We start from the raw sequence: 24,926 nt of genomic DNA on the forward strand, positions 1-24,926 counted from the left end.
CATGGAATTCAATCCAGCAGACAATATCCAGGATTTACAATACTTCGGGGAATTCGGAGGTGTAAATCCTTCTATTTCAGACAGTTCAACTTACACTTTTCTGTCCGCAAAAACCATGTTCGACACCTTTGAAGGCAATGCCGATGGTTGTTATTTGTATTCGAGACATTCCTCTCCAAGCAATTTGTATTTAGGCCAGGCATTGGCCGCAATGGAAGGAACGGAAGCCGCCAATGTCGCAGCCTCGGGAATGGGAGCCATTACGCCTACCCTCTTGCAACTGTGCAGTTCGGGCGACCACATTGTTTCGAGCCGAACCATTTATGGCGGAACCTATGCTTTCTTGAAAAACTTCCTTCCAAGATTGGGCATCAAGACCAGCTTTGTCGATATCACGAAAATGGATAAAGTAGAAGCGGCCATTACGCCAGAAACCAAGGTTTTGTATTGCGAAACCGTGAGCAATCCTTTGCTTGAAATTGCCGATATCGCGAGTTTGGCAAAAATTGCCAAGAAACACGACATCAAATTGGTGGTCGACAATACTTTTTCGCCACTGTCGGTTTCGCCGGCCAAATTGGGTGCCGACATTGTCATTCACAGTTTGACCAAATACATCAACGGCAGCAGCGACACACTTGGCGGCGTGACTTGTGCCTCGAGAGAATTTATCGACAGTTTGAAGAACGTGAACAATGGAGCCAACATGCTTCTGGGACCAACGATGGACAGTTTGCGTTCGGCCAGCGTGATGAAGAATTTGAGAACTTTGCACATCCGGATGAAGCAACACAGCCACAACGCAATGTATCTGGCAGAGCGTTTTGAAAAAGACGGATTGAAGGTGGTGTATCCCGGATTGAAAAGTCATTCCGGTCACAAATTGTATGCCTCGATGATTAATCCCGAATATGGTTTTGGCGGAATGATGACCTTGGACGTTGGCAGTTTGGACAAAGCCAATGAATTGATGGAATTGATGCAAAGCCGAAAATTGGGGTATTTGGCCGTGAGTTTGGGATTTTACAAAACCTTGTTTAGCGCACCGGGAACTTCCACATCGAGTGAAATACCTTTGGAAGAGCAAGAAGCAATGGGCTTGACCGATGGACTGATCCGGTTTTCGATTGGACTGGACAACAATATCGAGCGAACTTATCAAATGATGAAAGAATGCATGGAGGAGTTGGGCGTTTTGAAAGCCAAACCCGTTTCGATGAGCTAATGCTCAAAATTAGACCTAAAAAAAAAGGAGAATATTCAGTGTTGAATATTCTCCTTTTTAGTTTAATGCTTCGTTACTTATTGAACGATCACTTTTACGGTTTTTTGACCATCAGCTGATTGTGCTTTTACGATGTAAACACCACTGTTGATTACTAAAGTAGTATCTGCATCTGCTTGAGCTGATTGAACCAATGCTCCAAGTACGTTGTAAACCTCTACTTTTGTGCTTGATTTTATGTTTGACAAATTGATTTTACCGTCATTGGCATAAACCACTACGTCAGATTCTTTTTGGAAGCTGTCATTAACTCCTAAAACAATAGTACCACCTCTTACAATTTTAAGAATGCGAAATCCAGGACTACCAGCTAAAAGGTTAACATTTCCGTCAGCAGTTACTGTAAGATTTACCACTTGAATATCTTCTGTCCCTATTGAAGAAATAGCTGTTGATGTTGCTGTATTAACGGTACAATTTGTTGGAAATGCCGTAACAATACTTGCTGATACTGTTGATGGAACTGCAAACTCTTGAGCAATAACAGGTGTAATACTCTTTGCAGAATATTTAACAGCTATGTTTTCTCCTGCTGTACAACCTGTAATAGTAAGAATAACATCTTTTCCATTTGCTTGAAAATAACCTTCATTTAAAAAATTAATAGTATATTTAGTAGAAGTCGAATTTTTGTATCCAAATTCTAGACCAGGAAAACCTGTAGTAACTATAGTTGCTGGTGTTCCTGTATTATAAGTAGGGCCATATTTTACAGCTGCAGCGTCAACAGTTGGATCCAAATAAATTGTTGCAGAATTGTTTGTAGATACAGTCCCTATAGTTGTAGCTGCAGTGGAAAAATCCCAAGTTGTTTGAGCATTAATAGATGCTGAAAACAGCAGAATAGAAGTTAAATAAAGTAATTTTTTTTTCATGATAAAAAAGTGTTAGGTTAAGTTGACTACACGCTCGTAATCGATTGCATAAAATTAGTACATTTTTTCAATATACAACAAAAAAATATTATGTTTTTTACGAATCTGTTTTTAGGCTTTCTTTTTACTGCAGAAACCTTGTCAGCACGATTATTTGTTTGTCCACACCATACCGTTTTCCTTGGAGAAAAGGAACAAGAATGCAAACTTTCTGGTGTGTTTGCTTCGTTCTTGGCAAAGACAAAAACGAAAACCTATAAAAAAAGGCCCCGCAAACTGCGGAGCCTTTCCATGAAAAGTGAATCAAGGATTAATAAGTCATCAACTTGACTGATTTTTGACCTTCACCATCTTTCAAAACTACAATCCAAATTCCGGCATTCAAATTAAAACTGGTATCTGCATTGACTTGAAGTGTTTTTACCAAGGCGCCATTTAAACCATATACCAATACTTTTGTGCTTGATTTCACGTTAGAAACCACAACATTATTTTTGTAAGCAGTTGCGTTTACAGCAGTTACGGCATTGAATTGTTGGGTTCCAAGCGCAGGATCGGCAGCGATCAAAGCTGGAATTGGATCCCAATTATCTGAACCTTTGGTAAATTCTTTAGTCGTAATCGGTGTATTATCCGTCAATGTTGGCACCGATAACAAAGTGGCCCAAGCAGCACGACTTGTAGCATTATTCACCCCTGAATTTTCGATTGTTCCGTATTCGTACATTTTAGCAGATTGTGCACTATTCAATGAATTGTTCCATCCAAGAGGCACAATCAATGATTGGTTAAGAAAATTTATGTTATTGGAAGTCTCTATCGTGGTTTTGTAAAAAACAACTTCACTGGTAGTCGCTTGCCAAGGACGACCAAAATAACCGGGTTTAGAACGATAAATAGAAGCCGTTTCAGTACCTGGAATGGCGCTAGTTACTTTACATTCATACATCAAATAACCCCTTCCGGCAGTTTGTTGTGCAGCAGTAATATAACTGGTATCGTTACTGTCTTCGCTAGTATTCATCGCCAAATCGGTTTGATAAAACACGGCGTTCATACCTCCAAAAAGATAATCGGTAGCTCCCATCATCACGCCTTTGTAAACCACTACTCTGGCATTTGAACCTCCAAAGAAAGAATCCTGACGACCTACAACTCTACATTTATTCAATACTACTTTATCGGTATTATTAGGAATTCCGATAGCTGCTGCTCTTTCCACAAAACTTTTGTTTTGAACTCCAACACTACCTTTAGTCGTTGGGCGAACTCCTTTATTTCCAGGCACCAAGACTATTACATCTTCCGATTCTTTTTTGGAGATGTATTGGTTATAGGAGTTTTCAATAATAATTTGGTCGGCCACAAATCCAGTTGAATTGACTACTACTGTGGCGTTCCAATAAGAAGCATTGGTAGTTCCGCTTACATTTGTATAATTGGTATAACCGTTTTCTTTATTCACGGCCAAAGCGTCTGCACTCCATTTATTGTCAGTTCCTTGACTGAAATAATTGTAGCCAAGTCCATAATAGGAAGTAATTCTAACCGCATTTGGATCGATGTCAACACCTTGGTTTAAAAGACCAATACTTGGCGTGCTCGAAGCGTTTTTCAGGGTAATGTTTGGTTTATTGATTACAATCATTTCCTCATAATTTCCGGGATCGACCATAATGGTTACACGATCAGAATCGGTAGTAGTTGTGGTACGAGTCATTCTTGCCACTGCGGCAAGTGCTTCGTTAATTGTTTTATATGTTTTATCTGTACCAACAGTAATAGTTGCAGCATATGGAATTGGACTTGTATCAGCTACGGGTTTAAAATTAAGATCTTTTGAAGCGGCAGCGCCATTTACTTTCAAATTGGATATTAATTTCAGTTCTACCGGTTCTCCAGTCAATCCGCCATAAGTTACGGCATAAGTACCATCTCTTAGGCTGATTCCAGTTGTAGAAGGATAGTTATACACATAACCACTTTCGTTCAAATTGGTGAAAGTCAAGGTTAATTTACCCAGTTGTGTTGGAGTTAATCCTGTGGTATTAATGGTTACAGGATAAACGGGTTTGGCAGTAAAGTCAAGATTTGAAGTAGTGGCAGCTGTTGCTGTAATGGTATTGGACAATAATTCGAAATCGTTAATACCGGTAGCAGAAATAGTATAGGGAACATTATCCTCTAAATCCACCGTATAAGTAGCTGCACCCGTATTAATTACTGGTTGTGGCACAAACACTTTGGTCGTAGATGGCGTATAAACTAAAGTAGCATTTGAAATTTTTGTGCCTAATCCTGTAACATTTCCAGAAACGGTATACAAAACTACTTTAAGTACCGAAATATCGTGGGTAACCGTTGTAGCATCGGTAACAGTAAAGTTTTCGCCATTGCTAATAAGATAACCATTGGCTCCCACCAAACTCATTTTATAAGTAAAACCTGCAGGCACATTGCTCACACTATAAGTTCCAGCATTTACAGGAGCATTGTAGGTTTTTCCTGTAAAAGTATTGGTGAAAAGAACCGAGTAACCACCTGGAATTCCAGGAGCAGCGGTAACGTCCATATTTCCGGTTAAGGTTACAGGCGTAACGGCTTTGCGGTAAATTCTATAATAATTTCCTTTACCTACCAACGAAACAATTTTAAAATTACCCGCTTCTTTAGCTACAAACTTCACCAAAGTAACTCCTGTACCAGAAATAGTCACAGGAAAAGATTGATTTTGTGTACCCGTAGTTAAATTAGAAACAGAAATGGAATTACCAGCCGATTCTGTACTTGCCACAACCGTTACTTCATCATCTGCATTTAATGTCATCGTAAAAAAACGTGATGTAGCGGCTGCAACAGAAGTACCATTATTGGCGGCTCCATTACAATAATATCTTGCTGTATAATTAGTATCTGTTGTTCCTATGCTTCCTGTTGCATAACGAGTTATTGGATTATTAGTAGGATCAGGATTGGTTGTGTATAACCTATCTGAACCTCCAGTAGTAAGTGTAAGAACCCCAGCAGTAAGAGTGAGTACTGTTGAATTAGGCAAGGTAACCCCACTAGTTCCTGCCGTAATTCCAGGATACCAAGCATTAATATTGGCAACGGTCAATTTATTATTATACAAATTGGCATCTAATGCTTGTCCCCCTAAATCCCAAACATCCGTTTTTTGGGCTTGCATAAATGACACCGAAAACAGCATCGTCAGCATAAGTAAATGTAATTTTCTTTTCATAATTGGTTTGATTTGATATTAAATTTAAATTTTATAGAAAAAAAAAAGGAATACAAAAACAGTTGTTAAAGTATTCCTTTTGTGTCTTATTTAATAAAGCATTTTCCAAAAAAAGCTATTCCCAATTGGAAAACCACTTAAAAAATAGTTAGTTCTTAATAACCGTAATCGTTAGTCAACAATTGGTTACTTGAATCGATAAAGTTTTTCCATATTGGCCAAAACTGTCTTTGGTCAGGATTTACACCCACTTTGTACAATGAATTTGATTTGGTTACAGCTGCAGTACCAGTCCAAGTCCAAGAAACATTCAAAGTATATCCAGTTGGAGGTGTTGTTTCACCACGATTCAATCCAAAAATATCTAAAGTAACATTATCAGCTTGATATTTGTAATACAAAGTAGTTGGCACATCAGCATACTCACCTGTTCTATTTTGTAAATTAGTCATCTTAACTTTTGCTTCATCTAATTTAGTTTTCAATAAATTCCAACGAATCAAAGCTTGTTTACGTTCCATTTCACCTGTAAACTCAAACTTGTTTTCATCAACAATAGCATTAAACATCGCTACTTTAGAAGTCAAAGCATTTACATAAGCTTCCACTTTTACAGCTCTATCAGCAGGTAAAAAAGCTCTATTACGAATTTCTTTCAAGTAAGGGGCAGCTGCGGCAGGACTTTCTAATTCATTTGCAGCTTCGGCTGCAATTAGCAATACTTCTGCATAACGCATATAGATCTTGTTCACTCCATCATCATTTGTTGATATAACACGACGAGTCATCCATTCGTATCGGTATTTACCAAAATACCAAGTATCTAATTTATCTTTTGTCAATTCTTGTTTAGCAATAGGATATGGAGTACCAGCTACAGCAGGACCATATTTATAAGGCACACAAGTAACATTTCGACGAGTATCAGCTTTATCGTAATCATAAAAAACAGTAGGTAATGGACCTGCTACTCCTCCTCTACCAGTTCCGTTTGCTTGAAACTGGTCTATTGCATCATGTCTCACAGCAAAAGTGTATAACATTCTACCTCTACCTTCCGCAAAAGGGATTTCCCATAATGATTCACCACCATCAATTAAAACCTCTTTATTGTAATTTTTCCAGAATGTTTCAAATGAAGGTTCCAAACGAGCTTTTCCACTTGTGATAACTTCACGTGCTTCTTTTAATGCCAAAGCATACATAGTAGCAACAGATAATTCTGGATCCGTACTTCTTCTAACCCCGTCAGGATATTGTTGGTATCCACTAGCAGCCATGGCTAAACGAGCACGAAAACCTTTAACAAAAGCTCTATTAATTTGCTCTACGCTACCAGTAGTCCAAGGTACTAATGTTGCGGCTTCTCCTAAATCAGCTATTAATTGTTTGTATATAATGTCTCTACTTGATTTTGGCAAATATATAGTTTCATTGGAGATTGGTTCAAAACGCGCAGGTACATCACCCCAAGTTTTTAATAAATCTGCATAATAAATAGCTCTTAAAGTAAGTGCTGACCCTAACAAAGCTCCCAATTGACTTCCTGGAGTTGGATTACCATAAGTACGTAACCCTCTTATACACAAATTAGATCGTTCAATCCCTGCATACATCATGGCCCAAACATTATTGGTCGTATTCATTTCACTATTAATAGCTTTTGCATCGTACACACACAAATCAGATTTATCACCAGGTGTTTGAGAAGCGGCAAGCCATTCAGTATCAGTATTCAAGCCATAATAAGGAAGATATCTCCCTCTATAAGAATTCGTTTCACCAAAAGGAATTTTAATCCCATCAACTGCAGATTTAGCTAAATCTGGAGTAGAAAAAATAACTGACTCATCCATAGTAGATTTAGATACAGACTCTAAATAACTATCTACTGAATCTTGACAAGAGCTAAAAAGCCCCGATACAATTATTCCTGCTATTATTATTATTCGTTTCATATATTAATATTTATTGTTTTTATTAGTTCTATATAATTTGCATATCATCCTTAATGTTTGCATCACATTAACCTTATGCATCATTTTTTATATTTATTTTTAAAAATTAAGATTCAAACCAAAAACAATTTGTCTGCTACGAGGATAAGCTGAATAATCTACGCCAGGCGTTAGTGGTGTTTGTCTTCTTGTTGAAACCTCTGGATCTGGTCCTGAATATTTCGTGATAATGAAAACATTACTCATTGTTTGATAAAATCTTAATTTGGTTATACCCATTTTAGAAGCTAAAGCATCTGGAACAGTATAACCCATTGTTAATGTATTCAATCTCAAGAAGGAAGCATCTTCAACAGCCCAGTCACTAAAGACAAAACGAGGCATGTTTGGTGACCACATAGAAGTATTGGCATTCAACTCTTGCAATCTTACTGGATCGTTTGTCAACGCGCCTGTAGTAGGATCGAGATTAGTCCATCTTTTTCCGTCAGCCATTACTGTACTCAAGTTTCTATAACTACCACTAGGCGAAGTTGCAGAAGTAGAAAACTCAATTTTATTTGCGTTATACACATCGTTACCATAACTCCAGTTAAAAGCAGCCATAAAATCAAAATTTTTGATATTGGCATTAAGAACCATACCACCAGTACTTTTTGGATTGGCATTTCCTATAACTGTCATGTCGTTTCCATCTACTTTCATATCACCATTTAGATCCTTTAATTTCATCATACCTGGTAAAACATTTGCGTTACTAGATACAACAGCTGCAGAGTTAGCAACTTCCGCTTTAAGAACATAAGCTCCCGCAACGTAATTAAAATCTGAAACTTCGTATCTACCGTCATTTTTATAACCATACATTTGCCCTAATGATTGACCAACATTTACAGCAAAATCATTCCCAATTGAGGTAGAAGCCCATCCACTTGATGCCCCAAAATCACTCATAATTCCCAAAGAATTAATTTTATTTTTGTTCATCCCGATATTGAAAGAGACACTCAATCCATAGTCCTCTGTTTGAATAGCTGCCCAATTCACGCTAGCCTCAAATCCTGTGTTTTGAGTTTCACCCATATTTCTATATTGGAAATCATACCCAGTTCCTGACACAGGAAAACGAAGCAATAGATCACTGGTAATATTTTTATACACATCAAATGAACCACTCAAACGACCTTTGAAAAAATCGTAATCAACACCTGCATTTAATGTTGTTGTAGTTTCCCATTTCAAATTTGGGTTAGCCATTGTTTTAGTGGCTGATAAAATATTAGAAACACCATTAATCCAAGCAGCTGGAGATGAAGCAATATAGCTTTGAAATGTTTGTCCCGTTGGGATATTGTTATTTCCAGCTTCACCGTAACTGATTCTCATTTTTAGTGAATTTACCCAATCTACATCTTTCAAGAAACTTTCTTCTGACATTTTCCAAGCAGCAGCAACCGAAGGAAAATAGCCCCACACATTATTCCCTAAAAATTTACTTGAACCATCGGCTCTGAATGTACCTGTTAATAAGTAACGATTTTTATAATCATAATTTACACGTCCAAAAAATGACAATAAATTATCGTCAGGAGCATAATAATTATCAACATATTGTGGCACCCCAAGCGCAGTAAGATTTTTTGCTTGTTCAAAAGAAAAATCTACAGGAAAACCTTGAACTGCACTTGTAACAACATTCGATTTATAGGCAATCATTTCTTCTCCTAAAAGAAGTTTTAAATTATGATTTTCGCTTTTTAACACATCCTTGAAATCATAATTCAATGTATTTGCATTTCTAAAACGATTATTTTTTTCATCTGTTATAATAATTGCAGGTTTTGCTTGGTATGCTGGCGGCGGCGTATTATTGGCATAATAAGTTGAACGTCCATAAAAACGGTAATCTAAATAATTGTAAGTATCCAATCCAAAATCTGATTTGAATTGTAAATTTTTTACAACTTTCCAAGCAAAACTCCCCAACATATTAAAGTTGTTTCTAATTTGATCGCGTTCATTATCAGCTACGGCTACATATGGATTAGTAAGATAACCTGAAACTGCCTCATCCGTATCATCAGTCGTCAATTCAGGAATATCAATAGGAGAATACTGAACAGCATGCTTCAAACGTGAATCTGCTGAAGAAACTTCTTTTTGTTCATTAGCTCCTGAGCCACCGATTTTTGTGTTCGAATAACGAGTTGTAAAGGTAAGATCTATTTTATCTGAAGCTTTATTTTTTAAATTGAAAGACAAGTTATTCCTTTTGAAATCAGAACCAATCTGGATTGCTGATTCATCATATAAAGCATAATTAAAACTATATGAAATCTTGTCAGATCCACCACGAATTCCTAAATCATGACTTTGAACTTTACCTGTACGTCCATAAATTCTGTCTTGCCAATCAATACCAGCTTGACCAGCATAGGTTTGATAAGGTGCAAAGTATTTATCATATGAATCTGTTTTTCCTTGTGGAACACTTTTCAACATAGCATATTCATATTGCCATTTTGCGTAATCCTCAGAATTAAGAACATCAATCTTTTTCGCCATATTTTTAGCACCGTAGAACACGTTGTAATTTACCGAAATTTTATTGTCTTTACCACTTTTGGTCGTTACGATAATAACCCCATTTGCACCTCTAGAACCATAAATTGCAGTTGAAGATGCATCCTTTAATACGGTAATATTTTCAACATCGGAAGGAGAAATATCATTCATGCTGTTTACAGGAAATCCATCTACTATAATCAACGGTGAACTATCTTGAGTTAACGAACCTCCACCACGAACTCTAATTTTCACTTCAGAATCAGGCGAACCTTCTGAAGAAGTCACTTGCACTCCGGCAATACGACCCGTCAAAGTTTCGGCAACACTCGCTACAGCCACTTTTTTCAAATCAGAACCTGAAATTGTAGAAACCGCTCCTGTTAAATCTGATTTTTTAACTGTTCCGTATCCAACCACAACAACTTCATTTAATTTAGAAGTCGTACTTTTCAAGGACACATTTAAAATTGTTTTTTGCCCTACTACTTGAGTTAAATTTTCAAATCCTAGATATGAAAAAATTAATTCACTTTTTGAACCTGCAACACGTATGTTATATTTACCATCAATATCAGAACTTGCTGTGTTTTTAGTTCCTTTTTCAACAATATTAACTCCCGGCAATGGAAATCCAGTGTCATCTTTAACAACCCCACTCACAATAGTTCCTTTTTGAGCTTTCATTTCATTGCTCACAAATAAACTGAGAAAGAGCATAATGACAAAAAAACTTTTAGCTGTTTTTTTCAATAAACAATTTGAAATCATAATTTAGTTTTTAAATAATTAGTAATTTGGTATTCATAATTTTAATTCTTGACTTGGAGGCCATTTTTAAACACATTCCATTTTTAGCTCAAAATTTTAAATTAAAATGGTTATGTCCCTTATTTATTTTCAATCATTACATTTTTTATTTATGGATAATTATTGATTGTCGTCAGCCAAGACATTAGTTCAAAAAAACAAATAAAAACATGTAATCGATTGCACAAATGTAAAAAAACTAATTTTATAATTCTAAAGAAAAATGAAATAAAAAATAAACATAGCTTAAAAAAAACAGATATAAATAGGGTTATCACAAAAAAGCGAATTAATAAGTTCCAAATTACCCGCTTATCAACAAGTACTAAAATTACAATTATCCGCACATAAATCATCCAAAAAGAAATTGCCGGTAAAAATACCTTGAACGAACTTCAAAACAATAGAAATAAACGAAAGTTTTAACATTTGCAACAATATTAAAAAACTTCTTGAAGTATTAAAAACTCAATTTTCCAAATAAAAAAAAATGAGGCAATCATGTCGCTATGATTGCCTCATTTTTTTATTTCATTTAAGAAAAACTACTTGAAAACTACTCCAAACTTTAAAGCTTCTGCTTTGGCTTCTGGTATTAACCGCTTCAAATTAGCAATTCTTGTGGCATCGGCCGGATGCGTGCTAAGAAATTCAGGCGATTTATTGCCGCTACTGCTAGCCGACATTCTTTCCCAAAATGCTATGGCCAATTCAGGATTGTACCCAGCAATTGCCATAAGCGTCAATCCTATTTTATCGGCTTCACTTTCGTGATTTCTGCTAAAAGGGAGCATTACTCCTACTTGAGAACCAATTCCATAATATTGTTGCCACATTTGTTGTTGCTCGGCACTCTTGTTTCCCGTTGCCACTGCGACTCCCACGGCTCCAATTTGTTGCAATTGGGTCGCGCTCATTCGCTGTGCACCGTGATTGGCCAATGCATGCGAAACTTCATGTCCCATTACGGTAGCCAACCCCGCATCATCTTTGGTCACGGGCAAGATTCCTGAATAAACCACGATCTTGCCTCCTGGCAAACACCAAGCATTAATTTCCTTGTTTTCTATCAACTTATATTCCCATTGATAACCATTCAAGTATTCTCCCTGCCCATTTGCTTTTAACCAACGTTCTGCTGCCAACTTGATCTTCATTCCAACGTTTTCAACTCGTTTTGCCTCCGCGGTTCCAACTATGACTTTATTCTCCTTCAAGAATGTTCCATATTGTTGAAAAGAGGAGGGAAACAGTTCGCTGTTGGAAACAAAATTCAAACTCTGCTTTCCAGTAAAAGGATTTGTGGCGCACGAAAAAAACAATCCCAATGCACAAATCACGATCGCTGTCAATATCAATTTCTTTTTCATAAACACAATTTTAATTATTTAACGAAAATACAATTAAAATGAAGATTTAATTTATAAAATAAAATCAAAAAGTATCAACATTTTTGGATAATTACTCTCCAATAATATGCAATTCTGAAAATTCTTTGTCTAGAATTAAATAATTTTCTTTTTCGAATGTCAATGCATCAAACAAGACTGTTTCGTTGTCTATTTCAATTTCTTTAATTTTGAATGGCAAACCGAAAATGTTAATCTTGAATTTAGAATAATTGGTATCATACTTGCCTTCTTTGTGCAATTGAATGATTAACTCTTTTTCTTTTCCGATGGTTTGAAATGACAATAAACTATATCTTCCTTTTTTATAATCATAACCATCTTGAGCGTCTTCATAAACCACCGACTTTTCTTTACCTTCCTTATAATAAAAATCCAAAGTCAACTCGTCGAATTCCAATTCACCGACATATTGTTGTACAGGATATTTTGGAATTATGGCACCGGCTTTTACAAAAATCGGAATTTGGTCAAACTTGGTGTCCACCCAAATTTCTTTTCCCCCCGAAATTAATTCGTTAGTCCAGTAATTGTACCATTGGCCACGGGGAATATACATTCTTCGTCCCAATGAATTAGGCTCAAGGATTGGACATACCAAAATTTGGTTTCCAAAAATAAATTCGTCATTTCGATAATACGTTTGGGTATCTTCTTGATCAAAATAAACCAACGGTTTCAACATCGGAATTCCCTCCTCGATATACTGCCAAAACATGGTATATAAATAAGGTAGCAATTGATAACGCAAACTGACAAACTTTCGGGTAATGTCGATAACTTCCTCGTCAAACGCCCAAGGTTCTTGATTACCGTGATCGCCCGAGGAATGTGTTCTGCAAAAAGGATGAAAAACCCCCAATTGAATCCAACGTGCATATAATTCGCCCGAAGGTTGTTCCGCAAATCCACCGATATCCGAACCGGTGAACCCCATTCCGGAAATACACATTCTTTGCACTTGAATATTGGCAATCCACAAATGTTCCCAAGTCGCCACATTATCTCCTGTCCAAGAAGACGTATAACGTTGCGCTCCCGAATAAGCCGATCTCGTAATCACGAAAGGTCTTTTTGGATAAGCGAATCGTTTTACCCCGTGATAAGTCGCCCTTGCCATTTGGGTTCCATAAATATTATGCGCTTTTCTGTGGCTACAAGGATTTCCGTCATAATCGTGACGCACATCCATTGGAAAAGTTTTATTTGGAACTTCCATTACGGCGGGTTCATTCATGTCATTCCAAACTCCTTTTACGCCGATATCCGAAATTAATTCCTTGAACAATCCTGCCCACCATTCTCGAACCACGGGATTGGTATAATCTGGAAAATTACATTCACCGGGCCAAACTTTTCCTTTCATATAGGGACCATCGGCTCTTTTGCAGAAATAATCTTTCTCCAAAGCTTCTTTATAAACCGAGTATTCTTTGTCTATCTTGATGCCTGGATCAATAATTACAATAGTTTTAAATCCGTCTGCGGCCAATTCGGTCACCATTCGTTTGGGATCAGGAAAATACTCTTTGTTCCATGTAAAACAACGGAAGCCTTCCATATAATCTATGTCCAAATAAATGGCATCGCATGGTATTTGCAATTCCCTGAATTTTGCCGCCACTTCTTTCACATTACTTTCCGGATAGTAACTCCATTTACACTGGTGGTATCCCAGTGCCCAAAGTGGCGGCAATTCTGGTTTTCCGGTCAAATCCGTATAAGTGGTAACCACGTCGTGCATATTGGGACCATATATGAAATAATAATTCATCTCGCCACCTTCTGCCCAATAACTGGTCACGTTTCTTCTTTCATGACAGAAATCAAAATAGGTTCTAAAAGTATTGTCAAAGAAAATTCCATAAGCTTTTTTGTTTTGCAATCCAACATAAAAAGGCACTACCTTATATAAAGGTTCTTGATCTTTGCCGAAAGCATATTGATCGGTGGCAAAATTCTCCACTCTTTTCCCCTTCAAATTCATTTGGGTCGCTTTGTCGCCAAGACCATAAAAACATTCGCCATCTTTGGATGATTTGCTCATCTTGACAATATTCCCGCCGTATTCATAGCTTTCTTCCCAATGAAAGCCCAACTCGTCTTCAAGAATAGCATTTTCATTCAAGTCATAAATAGATACTCTCAGATCTAATTTGAAAATTCTGCAGAGTACCTTGCTGGTTTTTACTTGGTAATACAAGTCCGCTTCTGTAACCTCAAGAAAATTGTAGCCGTGCAATTGGCTTTTGTCAATGGCATACGAAAAATCGTTGCTGAAATATCCTTTTGTAGTGTATCGAAAACGCAGCAAACTGTCTCTTAATATCGTCAATTTTAAAATGACACTGCCTTCAGTATGAAAATATACAGAATCCACTTCGCGCTTGATCGAAACGATCTTGGATGGATATTGATTTCCTTTAAATTCTAATTCTGTATTTGTAATCATATTTTTTGCTTTTTTTACTACTAATTAATCTTTTCTTTATTTTCCAAATTTACAAAAATACTTTAAACTCAATAAAAATATTAATATTTTTCACGAAAACGTTGTAATTTATGCTTAATATCCAATAAAAAACTCCATTTTACATTTTTTGTTGCGAAAAAATCAAAATGAAGTTTTATGAATTTACTGCCCTTAATTAAACTTGTAAACAGTCACGCTCAATGGCGGCAATGTTAATTCTATTGAATATTCCCTGCCGTCATAAGGAGAGGATTCTATAACCAACTCACTGGAATTCAATACCCCACTACCTCCATAAATGGCTGCATCACTGTTGAAAATTTCTTCCAATTTTCCTTTTTGAGGCAAACCAATGCGATAGTTTTCACGAACCACTTGGGTGAAATTACATACCACGACCACATCCTCTTTTGGATTGTTTCCTTTTCGAATATAAGACATCACGGCATTTTGGTGATCGGAATAATTAATCCATTCGAAACCTTCCGGACTGAACTGTTTTTCGTGCAATGCCGGATAATTTTTATACAAAGCATTCAAGTCGGTTATTGTTTTTTTGATGCCTTCATGGAAACCATATTGCAACAAATGCCAATCCAGGCTTCCTTCAAAATTCCATTCGGCACTTTGACCAAATTCACTTCCCATAAACAACAATTTCGTTCCTGGATGCGTAAACATGTAGCCATAAAGCAAACGTAAATTGGCAAATTTCTGCCATTCGTCGCCAGGCATTCTTCCCGCTATTGATTTCTTGCCATAAACGACTTCATCATGGGAAAGCGGCAACATAAAATTCTCGGAAAAAGCGTAGGTCATCGAAAAAGTCAAGTCGTTTTGATGGTATTTTCTATACACCGTGTCTTTTTTGAAATATTCCAAGGTATCGTGCATCCAGCCCATCATCCATTTCATTCCAAAACCCAATCCTCCCATAAACGTAGGTCTGGAAACCATTGGAAATGAAGTACTTTCCTCGGCTATGGTTTGCACGCCTTCAAAACTGGAATAAACGGCTTCGTTGAAATCCTTCAAGAAACTTATGGTGTCCAGATTTTCCCTGCCTCCAAAAATATTGGGTTCCCATTCGCCTTCATTTCTGGAATAATCCAAGTAAAGCATCGACGCCACGGCATCCACTCGAAGTCCATCGACGTGATATTGTTGCAACCAGAAAATAGCGTTGCTGATCAAAAAAGCACGTACTTCATTTCGTCCATAATTGAAAACCAAACTTTTCCAATCGGGATGATAGCCCTTTTTGCGGTCGGGATGTTCGAAAAGATTCGATCCGTCAAAAAATCCCAAACCGTGGGCATCTTCCGGGAAATGGGAAGGAACCCAATCCAGTATTACCCCAATTCCAGCTTGGTGCAATTTATCGACCAAAACCATAAAATCCTGCGGTTTTCCAAAACGGGAAGTAGGCGCAAAATATCCCACTAATTGATATCCCCAAGACGGATCATACGGATATTCCATTATGGGCATAAATTCCACGTGTGTAAAACCGGTTTCTTTAATATAATCAACCAACTCTTCGGCCAATTCAAGATAAGTCAAAAATTTGCCTTCGGCATTGCGCTTCCAAGAACCCAAATGCACTTCATAGACAGAATAGGGTTTGTCCAAATCATTGTGTCCTTTGCGGGTTTCCATCCAGTTTTTGTCTTTCCAATCGTAATTCAAATCCCAAATTACGGAAGCGGTATGCGGTGGATGCTCACAATACAAAGCGAATGGATCTGCTTTTTCGGTGATGATTCCGCCATTGTTGGATTGGATTTTATACTTGTAGGTAGTTCCTTTTTCCAAACCCGGAATAAACCCTTCCCAGATTCCTGAAGAATCCCAACGCACTTGCAAGAGGTGTTCGCCCTGAATCCAATAATTGAAATCCCCAACCACGGAAACGGAACGTGCCGATGGTGCCCAAACGGCAAAATAAACGCCTTTTACGCCATCCACTTCGATAATATGTGCGCCTAATTTTTCGTATAATCTGAAATGTTTTCCCGCTTTGAATAAATCAATATCGAAATCGGTAAAAAGGGAATAAGGTTGTACAGTGTTCATTTTAATGGTGGGTGATTTAATTTTTTATTTTTTTGCGAATGGTAAATTCGTTGGTAGTTTTATTCATTTTGAAAATTCTCGATTTCCAATCTTAATTTTTCCAAATGTCGATTTATTATTGCCCAAACAATTGAATTGTCTATACTGTCATAGGCGTGAACTAAACGATTACGAAATCCAATAATTTGATGGTCATTTTCAATTATAATTTGAGGCTCAATTTGTCTCAATTTATTGAGAGCTTCACCAATAATGACCAATTGTCTTTCGACGGCACTTTGGGTTTTCCTGTCTTTATCATAAAGATTGAAATCTGAAATACCAATAGTAAATTCGTTAATCAAGTCTATTGCCATCAAGACATCAGAAAGATACTTTTTGCTCTTTTCCGTCATAAAGTAAAATTTTTGTCGCTTCAATATTTTTTTTGAGAATTGGATTTTTGATGGATGAACTAGTCAATAAATCCACTTTTCTTTGAAAAAACACTTCGAGTTTATCCCAAATATCCATCAAGTTTTCTCCACGTTCTATTGGATCTTCATTTTCAATTTCAATCAACAAATCAATATCGCTAGATTCCTCATTGAAATTTTCAGTTACGGCAGAACCAAAAGCATAAATATTTTTGACATTATGGCTTTTGCATAATGCCAAAAATTCTGCTAATTTCAGTTGTATGGATTCTTTCATTTTCATAAAGCTAATATAGTTTATTTTTGGGTAAGTTAATTTTGCTCAAAAATAAGGACAATCACCGCAAAATCTCAAAATCATAAATTCAATAATTATTTGACAATAACAACTTATTTTTTTTGCGTCTTGGCGCCTTTGTGGCAAAATATAACTACATATTTTTATCGTTCAATTTTAAACAAATGAAAAGGCAAATCAGGAGAAAGCTCCACGAAATTCCATTCACTATTCCAAATATAGTTATTTCCTGTAATTAAATCGGTAATCTTTAAAGGAAGACTGCCGTGCAATTCATTTGGAAGCAACACCATGGATTGGGCCGTATAGTTGGAATCGAGACTGGCAACCATCAAGGTTTCGTCCTGTTTGTCATCATCAAATTTATAATAAGCCATAATCTGGTCGTTGTTCGTGGCACAAAAAACAATGTTGTTGGTTTGTTGCAGCGAAACTTGTTCCTTTCTAATGGTGTTGATTCGGGTAATCAGCGTGGTAATTTTATTTTGCTTTTCCCAATCCCATTTAAAATACTCGTACTTTTCCGAATTCAAATATTCCTCTTTTCCTGGCGCCATTGGCGTGGAAACTCGATACTCGAAAACCGGACCGTAAATCCCTATGCTGGAACTCAAGGTTGCTGCCAAAAAATATTTTTGGAGATGGATGGATTCATTCCCGTTTTGCAAAGCATAAGGATTGATGTCGGGCGTATTGGGCCAAAAATTGGGACGATAAAATTCTTTTTGTTCGGACTGGGTTAATTCTTCCACATATTCCGTCAATTCTTTTTTGGAATTTCTCCAAGTAAAATAGGTGTACGATTGCGTAAATCCTTGTTTGGCCAATTCGTTCATAATTTTTGGACGCGTGAAAGCTTCCGCCAAAAACAACACATCGGGATGTTTTTTCTTGATTTCGCCAATCAACCAACCCCAGAAAAAGAAGGGTTTTGTATGTGGATTATCGACTCTATAAATTTTGACATCGCATTCTTCAATCCAAAACAAAGCCACGTCCAACAATTCTTTCCAAAGATTTTTCCAATCACCGCTTTCAAAATAAATGGGCTGGATGTCTTGGTATTTTTTGGGTGGATTTTCGGCATATTGTACCGTTCCATCGGGACGCCATTTGAACCACTGTGGAAAATCTTTCACGTAAGGATGATCGGGAGCGGCTTGCAAAGCATAATCCATGGCGACTTCAATTCCCAACTCTTTTGCCTTTTTGACCAAGGATTTGAAATCTTCAATGCTTCCCAATTCTGGATGCGTGGATTTGTGTCCGCCATATTGCGAACCAATTCCCCAAGGCGAACCTACATCTCCAGGTTCCGCATTAGTGGCATTATTTTTTCCCTTTCGGTTTACTTCACCAATGGGATGAATCGGCGGGAAATACAAGGTATCAAAACCCATTGAAGCCACTCTGGGCAACAATCTTTCGCAATCCTTGAAAGTTCCGTGTTTCCCTTCTTCGGCGGAGGCGGAACGTGGAAAAAACTCGTACCAAGTGCTAAACAATGCCTTTTTTCTGTCCACGTAAACCTGCAATTCCTTGGAGTTGTTTTCCAGGAATCGAATGGGATATTTCTTGAAGATTTGGTGCAGTTCTGCAGACATTGCTTCTTGAATTGCCTTGTCGTAATCCGACTCGTTGGTGAAATAAACAGCCAGTTTTTCGAGATATTCTTTCTCGGAATCATTGGCTAATTCCAGGACTGATTTCACGTATTCGGCTCCTTCCAAAAGTTCTGATTTTACGTACTGGTTGTCGTGAATTTTGCGTTCGGTGCCGTGTTGCCAGTTCAAAGCATAATCGACCCAGCCTTCGACAAAATAGGCATACAATCCTTGTTTTTCTACTTTGAAAGTGGCGGTCCATTGTTCGTTTTCTTTTGGAACCATTCGAACTTCTTGCCAATTTTTGTCGGCTTCGTGCTTGAATTTCACGCAACATTCGATAATGTCGTGTCCATCGGAAAAAACATCGGCCGTTACGGTTATGGATTGGCCAACAACTCTTTTTACATAATAAGCTCCGCAATCTATTTGAGGCGAGAGGTTTTCTATTACTATTCGGGTTTGATTCTGCATTTTGTGTTTTTAAAAGTCAACTAATTTTATGAAAAACAGATTTTGTATCTCATTTCAAAATCTTTGTCAAAGTTCAATACTTTGACAAAGATTAATAGTGTTTTGTGCTACAATATTCTTGCAGTTGCTCTGCGTGAGGGATTACTTCACATTGCAATTATTTCCACAGGAGTTCAGTGAACTACGTTTGTAGTGGAGCTCTTTTTTTCATCAATTGCCAAGGGTTTAAACCCGTGGCAATTGATGAAAAAAAAAAGCGGGAACGTAAAGCCCGACCCGTAGTTTTTACGAAGGGTCACGCCTAAATTGAAATGCTATTTGATAACGAAATTATCCGGTATGACCGCTCCTTTTTTGACAACAACAATTCCTTCTTTGATGGTATATAATTCATTGGTATGATTCTCCAAATGCTTTCCTCCACTGATGTAAACATCGTTTCCAATTCGGGAGTTTTTATCCACAATGGCGTTGTTTATGAAGCATCTTTCGCCAATTCCCACCAGTTTTTTATTGTTTTTAATGTCTTCGTTCATTTCCTCTATGCTTTGGTAGAAATCGTTACCCATAACATAAGTATTTTGGATAATTGTTCCCTCTCCTATTCTAGCCCTGATTCCAATTACCGAACGAATAATTTCTTTGGCATTGATGATGCAGCCTTCAGAAATCAATGATTTGTCAATATGTGTTCTTTTGAACTTTGTGGGAGGCAACAATCGTGGACGAGTAACAATCTTGTTGTCGTCGTCAAATAAATTAAATTTAGGAACATCATCCGTCAACCCGATATTGGCTTCAAAAAAGGAATCAATATTACCGATATCTGTCCAATAGCCTTCGTACTGGAAACTGAATATTTTTTTGTTCCCAACGGCTTGGGGAATAATTTCTTTTCCAAAATCTTGGGTGCTGGATTCCGCCATAACGTCCAACAAGAATTTCCTGTTGAAGACATAAATCCCCATCGATGCCAGATAATGTTTGCCTTCGCTTTTCATTTGGTCACTCACGTCGGAAGTCCATTCCGGCAAAAGTTCCTTGGCGGGTTTTTCGATGAAAGCCTCGATAAAATTTTCGGAATTGGTCTTTAAAATTCCAAACTCAGGCGCGTCTTTTGCATTTACCGGCAAGGTGGCGATAGAAATATCGGCTTCGTTTTTGATGTGCTCCTCGATCATTTGATTCAAGTCCATTTGATACAATTGGTCCCCCGAAAGGATCAAGGCATAATCAAAATCGTGATTCAGAAAATGGGGCATGCATTGCCTTACGGCATCTGCAGTTCCCTGAAACCATCTTGGATTGTCGGGAGTTTGTTCTGCCGCCAAAATATCGACAAAAGCTTGACTAAAAATACTGAAATGATAGGTGTTCTTGATGTGGGCATTCAAAGACGCCGAATTGAACTGTGTCAATACAAATATTCGATAAATATCCGAATTCATGCAGTTCGAGATGGGAATATCGACCAAACGATATTTTCCCCCAATTGGAACTGCGGGTTTTGAACGTGATTCTGTCAATGGAGATAATCGGGAGCCTTGACCACCACCGAGAATAATTGCAATAACATTTTTCCTTTTAGCCTTCATTTTTGTTTAGTATTAAATTGTACCCCTCTATATATTCTTGACAAACGCTTTCCCAAGAATGGTCAATAGCCATTCCCTTTTTTCGAATATCATTAATTTTTTTCTTGTCTTTATATAAATTTACCGCCCTTTGAATCGAATAACAAATATCTCCAACACTGGCTTGATCGTGGCAAATTCCATTTCCGTTGTCACCAAAATCAATTACAGTGTCCTTCAATCCTCCTGTTCTTCGCACGATGGGAATCGTTCCGTAACGCATGGCATACATTTGGTTCAGCCCGCAAGGCTCGACTCTGGAAGGCATCAACAAAAAATCGGAACCTGCATAAATTTGATGGGCCAACGCTTCATCATAGCCAATAACGGCATTGTAATTTCCTTTGAAACTGGTCAATAAATGGGTCAATTGGTTTTCTATTTCGGTATTCCCGGAACCCAAAACCAATATATTGATTTCCTTGTAATTTTCAGACAAAGACATCGCGGCAGCGTGAGGCAACAAATCGGCTCCTTTCTCTTCCAATAATCTTCCAATAAAACTAAAAAGCGGTTTTGTGGGATCTAAATTATGCTCAGCACACAACTTTTCCTTGTTTTCCTGCTTTCCTTTTTTGAAATTTTTAATCGAATAATTTTTCTCCAACATTTTATCCGTGGCTGGATTCCAGACTTCCATGTCAATCCCGTTCAAAATTCCTCTGGACTTGTATCTTACGAGATTAAACAAGGATTCCAATCCATAAGCCGAATAATTGATTTCGTTCAAATAATTGGGCGAAACCGTGGTTACTGCCGAAGCACATTTGATGGCTGTGGCCAATGAATTAATCCTGTTGTCCCATTCCAAAAGAGTTACTTTCGACAAATCGAACTCCGGCAAATAATACAATTTATCGAATCCAAATTGCCCTTGATAAATGGAATTATGAATGGTTATTACCGTTGGCGTATCCTTTAGTTTCTCATATTTATTGGCATACATCATCATGAACGGAATCAAGCCCGTATGATGATCGTGACAGTTAATCACGTCCGGCATTGCTGTTCTGGTATTAATCCAATCCAAGGTGGCTATCTGGAACGACACGAATCGTTCGATGTCATCTTCATGACCGTAAATTTCTTTTCTGTCAAAAAGTTCCGGAATTTCGACTAAATACAACTCGTAGCCAAGTTTTCCTGTTCTTTCCTTCAAGATATTAAAAGGAAAATTAAAATTCCCCAATTTTACAAAATCGGAATGGACACAATCAAATTCATTTTCGTTAATGAACTTGGTTTCATAACGAGGCAGCACCACGCTAACAAGATGCCCCGCACTATTCTGATATTTGGGCAATGCTCCCACTACATCAGCCAAGCCACCAACCTTTGCTGCCGGATAACACTCCGCAGCTATATGAAATATTTCCATTTAAGAAATTCTATTTTTAAAATTCTTCCTAAAACAACATCATTATTGATAATGGTCGTGTTAAGCAAATTCAAGATTTTGGGTAAAAGCCAATTAAAATTGTGCTACATTTATGTTTTTCTAAATTTAGTAAAAAAAACACAGAAAATTACCATGATTGAAAATTTATTAAAATAATAAAAATGACCTCTAAACTTTCACAATCATTGAAAATTCCTAAAATAATCCTACACGGCAGTAAACTTATCGCTTATTTTTCTCCAAATCTGGCAACCTTGTTTGCCGCAAAACTATTTACGTCTCCGATAAAACATAAAATTCCAAAAAGAGAATGGGAGATGGACAGCAAAAGCACGCAAACATTAATTGAAATCCCAAAAATTAATAAAAAAGTAGTTCTTTACCAATATGGCGAAAGCAGCAAGAAAATCTTGTTGGTTCACGGATGGTCGGGACGAGGAACACAGCTTTTCAAAATTGCCGATGAATTATTGAAAGCAGGCTATTGCACCATCAGTTTTGACGCACCTGCCCACGGAAAATCGCCAGGAAAAACCACCATTATGGCAGATTTTGTCGAAGCAATATTGGAAATAGAGAAACAATTTGGTCCTTTCGAAGCCGCCGTCGGACATTCTTTGGGAGGGATGTCGTTGTTGAATTCGGTAAAAAAAGGACTTGAAATCAATAATTTGGCAATCATTGGAAGCGGAGACATCGTACAGGATATTCTGGACGATTTTATAAAAAAATTAGGTTTAAAACCAGAAATAAGCATTCGTTTACGCATCCATTTCGAAAAAAAACACGGCTTGGAAATGGACAGTTTCTCCGGCTACAAATCGGCAATGGAAATAACCATTCCTGTCTTGGTACTGCACGACAAAAAGGATCTCGATATTCCCGTAACAGCAGGAATCAACATCCACAAGCACTTGAAAAACGGTAAATTATTTTTAACCGAAGGACTTGGACATCGCAAGATTCTGGGGAATTCTGAGGTGATAGAGAAAGTGGTTCGGTTTATCAATCAAACTTGATTTAGATTCTTTTTGCCGAATCAGGAAGAGGTGCACAACAAATTGCACTTTTCCAAAAAAAACAATTGGTCGTGCGCCCTAGAAAATAAACACGCTCTATTTAGTTTGTCAGGCTGTAAGCGTCTCAACACACTAGAGCAACTTGGTAGGGACGCTTACAGCCTAACAAATAACAAGAAAAAAAGGTGCTACATTACCGAAAATTCATCGAGTCAAGTTTTTTTTGTCATTTCGACGAAGGAGAAATCACATCAGTTGCTCTCGATTGTTGCTCTCGTTATGTGATTTCTCCTTCGTCGAAATGACAATGATACAATGTATTTATCCCTTAACTTAATGACATTGAGTTCGAGCGCAGTCGAGAACCATTATGGCATCAAAATCGAAAAGCAATTGATGCAAGTGCTGCCAAAGAAAATTTGGGGAGAAATAGGAATGGCGATTTCGTTTTTGGGAAGGGAAATTTGTCGCCCCACACCTAAATGCCAGGAATGTCCAATTCAAAACGATTGTCAATATCCATTAAAAACGATTTAAAAAAATATGACTCGTAATATTCCCCTATACTCATTGGTCATTTTTCCCAATCCTGAGCAATCGACTTTGATTAAATCTTATAAACAATTGCTCAAAAATCATGTTGGCTGGTTTGGTAGTGCCAATGCAGCGGGACATATTACAATAATCAACTTTGAAAACGAACTCTCACTTCAGCTTTATCTTGACAGGATTAGAGAATTCTGTAAGTCTGTCGTTACACAAAAAGTGACTTTAAACGCTTGTGATTCTTTTGGAGAAAGCACCTTTTTCATTTCACCAGATAAAGCTTCACAACAATACCTCGATAATCTCATTATAGATTTACATCAATATTTAGGTTTTAAAATCAAAAAAGCCCACGCTCATTTAAGCATTGCCCGTGGGCTTAATGCAGAAAAAATGAAAATAGCCTACGAACTGTTCAGAAATACTCCAATTAATTTACAATTTAACTGTGATTCATTTCACCTTAGGAGATTCAACGACCAGACCAAACAATATTCTGATATCATAGAGAAAATTGATTTCGGGAAATAGTGGTCAAAATTCTAGGTTTTAGACTTGATCCAACTTTCGCAAAAATAAGAGCTATTAACCATTAAAAGTCTAAAATTATAAAATAAAAAACCTTTTTAAAACAAAAAAACCCTGTTTCGTTAGAAACAGGGTTTTTCAAAAGAAAGGCGACGACATACTCTCCCACATAACTGCAGTACCATCTGCGCAGGCGGGCTTAACTACTCTGTTCGGGATGGGAAGAGGTGAGCCCCGCCGCAATAACCACCTTAAGGTCGTTTTGCAATGGGTATTCCGACTCAATCGGAACAACATTACACAATATCTTGAC

Annotated in this window: 16 protein-coding genes and 1 rRNA gene; 4 read left to right on the forward strand and 13 right to left on the reverse strand. The window is 37.3% G+C overall.

Features of this window, described 5'->3' with window-relative positions; translation table 11 throughout:
* The first annotated feature begins 1 nt into the window (after window position 1).
* Complete coding sequence (locus tag OZP13_RS07655) at window positions 2-1,225, forward strand: aminotransferase class I/II-fold pyridoxal phosphate-dependent enzyme (protein WP_269243285.1); 1,224 nt, start codon at window positions 2-4, stop codon at window positions 1,223-1,225.
* A 77-nt stretch (window positions 1,226-1,302) separates the two neighbouring features.
* Here the strand turns inward: OZP13_RS07655 and OZP13_RS07660 are convergent, their stop codons facing one another.
* The 12 genes from OZP13_RS07660 to OZP13_RS07715 form a co-directional block, all read right to left on the reverse strand.
* Window positions 1,303-2,160, reverse strand: coding sequence for a T9SS type A sorting domain-containing protein (locus OZP13_RS07660; RefSeq protein ID WP_281299228.1), 858 nt, complete (start codon window positions 2,158-2,160; stop codon window positions 1,303-1,305).
* Between the two features lie 310 nt (window positions 2,161-2,470).
* A complete protein-coding gene (locus OZP13_RS07665) occupies window positions 2,471-5,404 on the reverse strand; it encodes a pectinesterase family protein (protein WP_281299229.1) in 2,934 nt (977 codons plus the stop codon).
* Window positions 5,405-5,559: 155 nt separating this feature from the next.
* Window positions 5,560-7,362 carry a RagB/SusD family nutrient uptake outer membrane protein gene (locus OZP13_RS07670; RefSeq protein ID WP_281299230.1) on the reverse strand — a complete coding sequence of 601 codons (1,803 nt, stop codon included), beginning with the start codon at window positions 7,360-7,362 and terminating at the stop codon, window positions 5,560-5,562.
* Between the two features lie 99 nt (window positions 7,363-7,461).
* Window positions 7,462-10,698 carry a SusC/RagA family TonB-linked outer membrane protein gene (locus OZP13_RS07675; protein WP_281299231.1) on the reverse strand — a complete coding sequence of 1,079 codons (3,237 nt, stop codon included), beginning with the start codon at window positions 10,696-10,698 and terminating at the stop codon, window positions 7,462-7,464.
* A gap of 584 nt (window positions 10,699-11,282) precedes the next feature.
* Window positions 11,283-12,107 carry a M48 family metallopeptidase gene (locus OZP13_RS07680; protein WP_281299232.1) on the reverse strand — a complete coding sequence of 275 codons (825 nt, stop codon included), beginning with the start codon at window positions 12,105-12,107 and terminating at the stop codon, window positions 11,283-11,285.
* Between the two features lie 91 nt (window positions 12,108-12,198).
* Window positions 12,199-14,598 (reverse strand): glycoside hydrolase family 31 protein, encoded by a 2,400-nt coding sequence (locus OZP13_RS07685; protein ID WP_281299233.1) that lies wholly within the window; start codon window positions 14,596-14,598, stop codon window positions 12,199-12,201.
* A gap of 192 nt (window positions 14,599-14,790) precedes the next feature.
* The gene (gene glgB, locus OZP13_RS07690) at window positions 14,791-16,695 is read right to left on the reverse strand and encodes a 1,4-alpha-glucan branching protein GlgB (RefSeq protein ID WP_281299234.1); all 1,905 of its coding nucleotides are present in this window, start codon (window positions 16,693-16,695) and stop codon (window positions 14,791-14,793) included.
* A gap of 59 nt (window positions 16,696-16,754) precedes the next feature.
* Entirely contained in the window at window positions 16,755-17,090 is a 336-nt protein-coding gene (locus tag OZP13_RS07695) for a HepT-like ribonuclease domain-containing protein (RefSeq protein WP_269243299.1), read from the reverse strand.
* Complete coding sequence (locus OZP13_RS07700) at window positions 17,059-17,388, reverse strand: nucleotidyltransferase family protein (RefSeq protein WP_269243300.1); 330 nt, start codon at window positions 17,386-17,388, stop codon at window positions 17,059-17,061. Before OZP13_RS07700 ends, OZP13_RS07695 begins: the two co-directional genes overlap by 32 nt.
* Window positions 17,389-17,552: 164 nt before the next feature.
* On the reverse strand, window positions 17,553-19,487 hold the full coding sequence (locus tag OZP13_RS07705; RefSeq protein WP_281299235.1) for an alpha-1,4-glucan--maltose-1-phosphate maltosyltransferase: 1,935 nt from the start codon (window positions 19,485-19,487) through the stop codon (window positions 17,553-17,555).
* Between the two features lie 314 nt (window positions 19,488-19,801).
* Window positions 19,802-21,082 carry a glucose-1-phosphate adenylyltransferase gene (locus OZP13_RS07710; protein ID WP_281299236.1) on the reverse strand — a complete coding sequence of 427 codons (1,281 nt, stop codon included), beginning with the start codon at window positions 21,080-21,082 and terminating at the stop codon, window positions 19,802-19,804.
* A complete protein-coding gene (locus OZP13_RS07715; protein WP_281299237.1) occupies window positions 21,072-22,499 on the reverse strand; it encodes a glycogen synthase in 1,428 nt (475 codons plus the stop codon). Before OZP13_RS07715 ends, OZP13_RS07710 begins: the two co-directional genes overlap by 11 nt.
* A 182-nt stretch (window positions 22,500-22,681) precedes the next feature.
* On the opposite strand from OZP13_RS07715, the gene OZP13_RS07720 reads away from it, so the two are divergent.
* The 3 genes from OZP13_RS07720 (at window position 22,682) to OZP13_RS07730 (ending at window position 24,616) form a co-directional block, all read left to right on the forward strand.
* Window positions 22,682-23,539, forward strand: a complete 858-nt coding sequence (locus OZP13_RS07720; RefSeq protein ID WP_281299238.1) for an alpha/beta hydrolase — start codon at window positions 22,682-22,684, stop codon at window positions 23,537-23,539.
* 315 nt (window positions 23,540-23,854) lie between these two features.
* A complete protein-coding gene (locus tag OZP13_RS07725) occupies window positions 23,855-24,076 on the forward strand; it encodes a hypothetical protein (protein ID WP_281299239.1) in 222 nt (73 codons plus the stop codon).
* A gap of 6 nt (window positions 24,077-24,082) precedes the next feature.
* Window positions 24,083-24,616, forward strand: a complete 534-nt coding sequence (locus OZP13_RS07730; RefSeq protein WP_281299240.1) for a 2'-5' RNA ligase family protein — start codon at window positions 24,083-24,085, stop codon at window positions 24,614-24,616.
* A 141-nt stretch (window positions 24,617-24,757) separates the two neighbouring features.
* On the opposite strand, the gene rrf is transcribed toward OZP13_RS07730, so the two are convergent.
* Window positions 24,758-24,867: ribosomal RNA gene (rrf, locus tag OZP13_RS07735) — 5S ribosomal RNA — on the reverse strand.
* Window positions 24,868-24,926: the final 59 nt, after the last annotated feature.

The organism is Flavobacterium limnophilum (genome assembly GCF_027111315.2).
Lineage (GTDB): Bacteria > Bacteroidota > Bacteroidia > Flavobacteriales > Flavobacteriaceae > Flavobacterium > Flavobacterium limnophilum.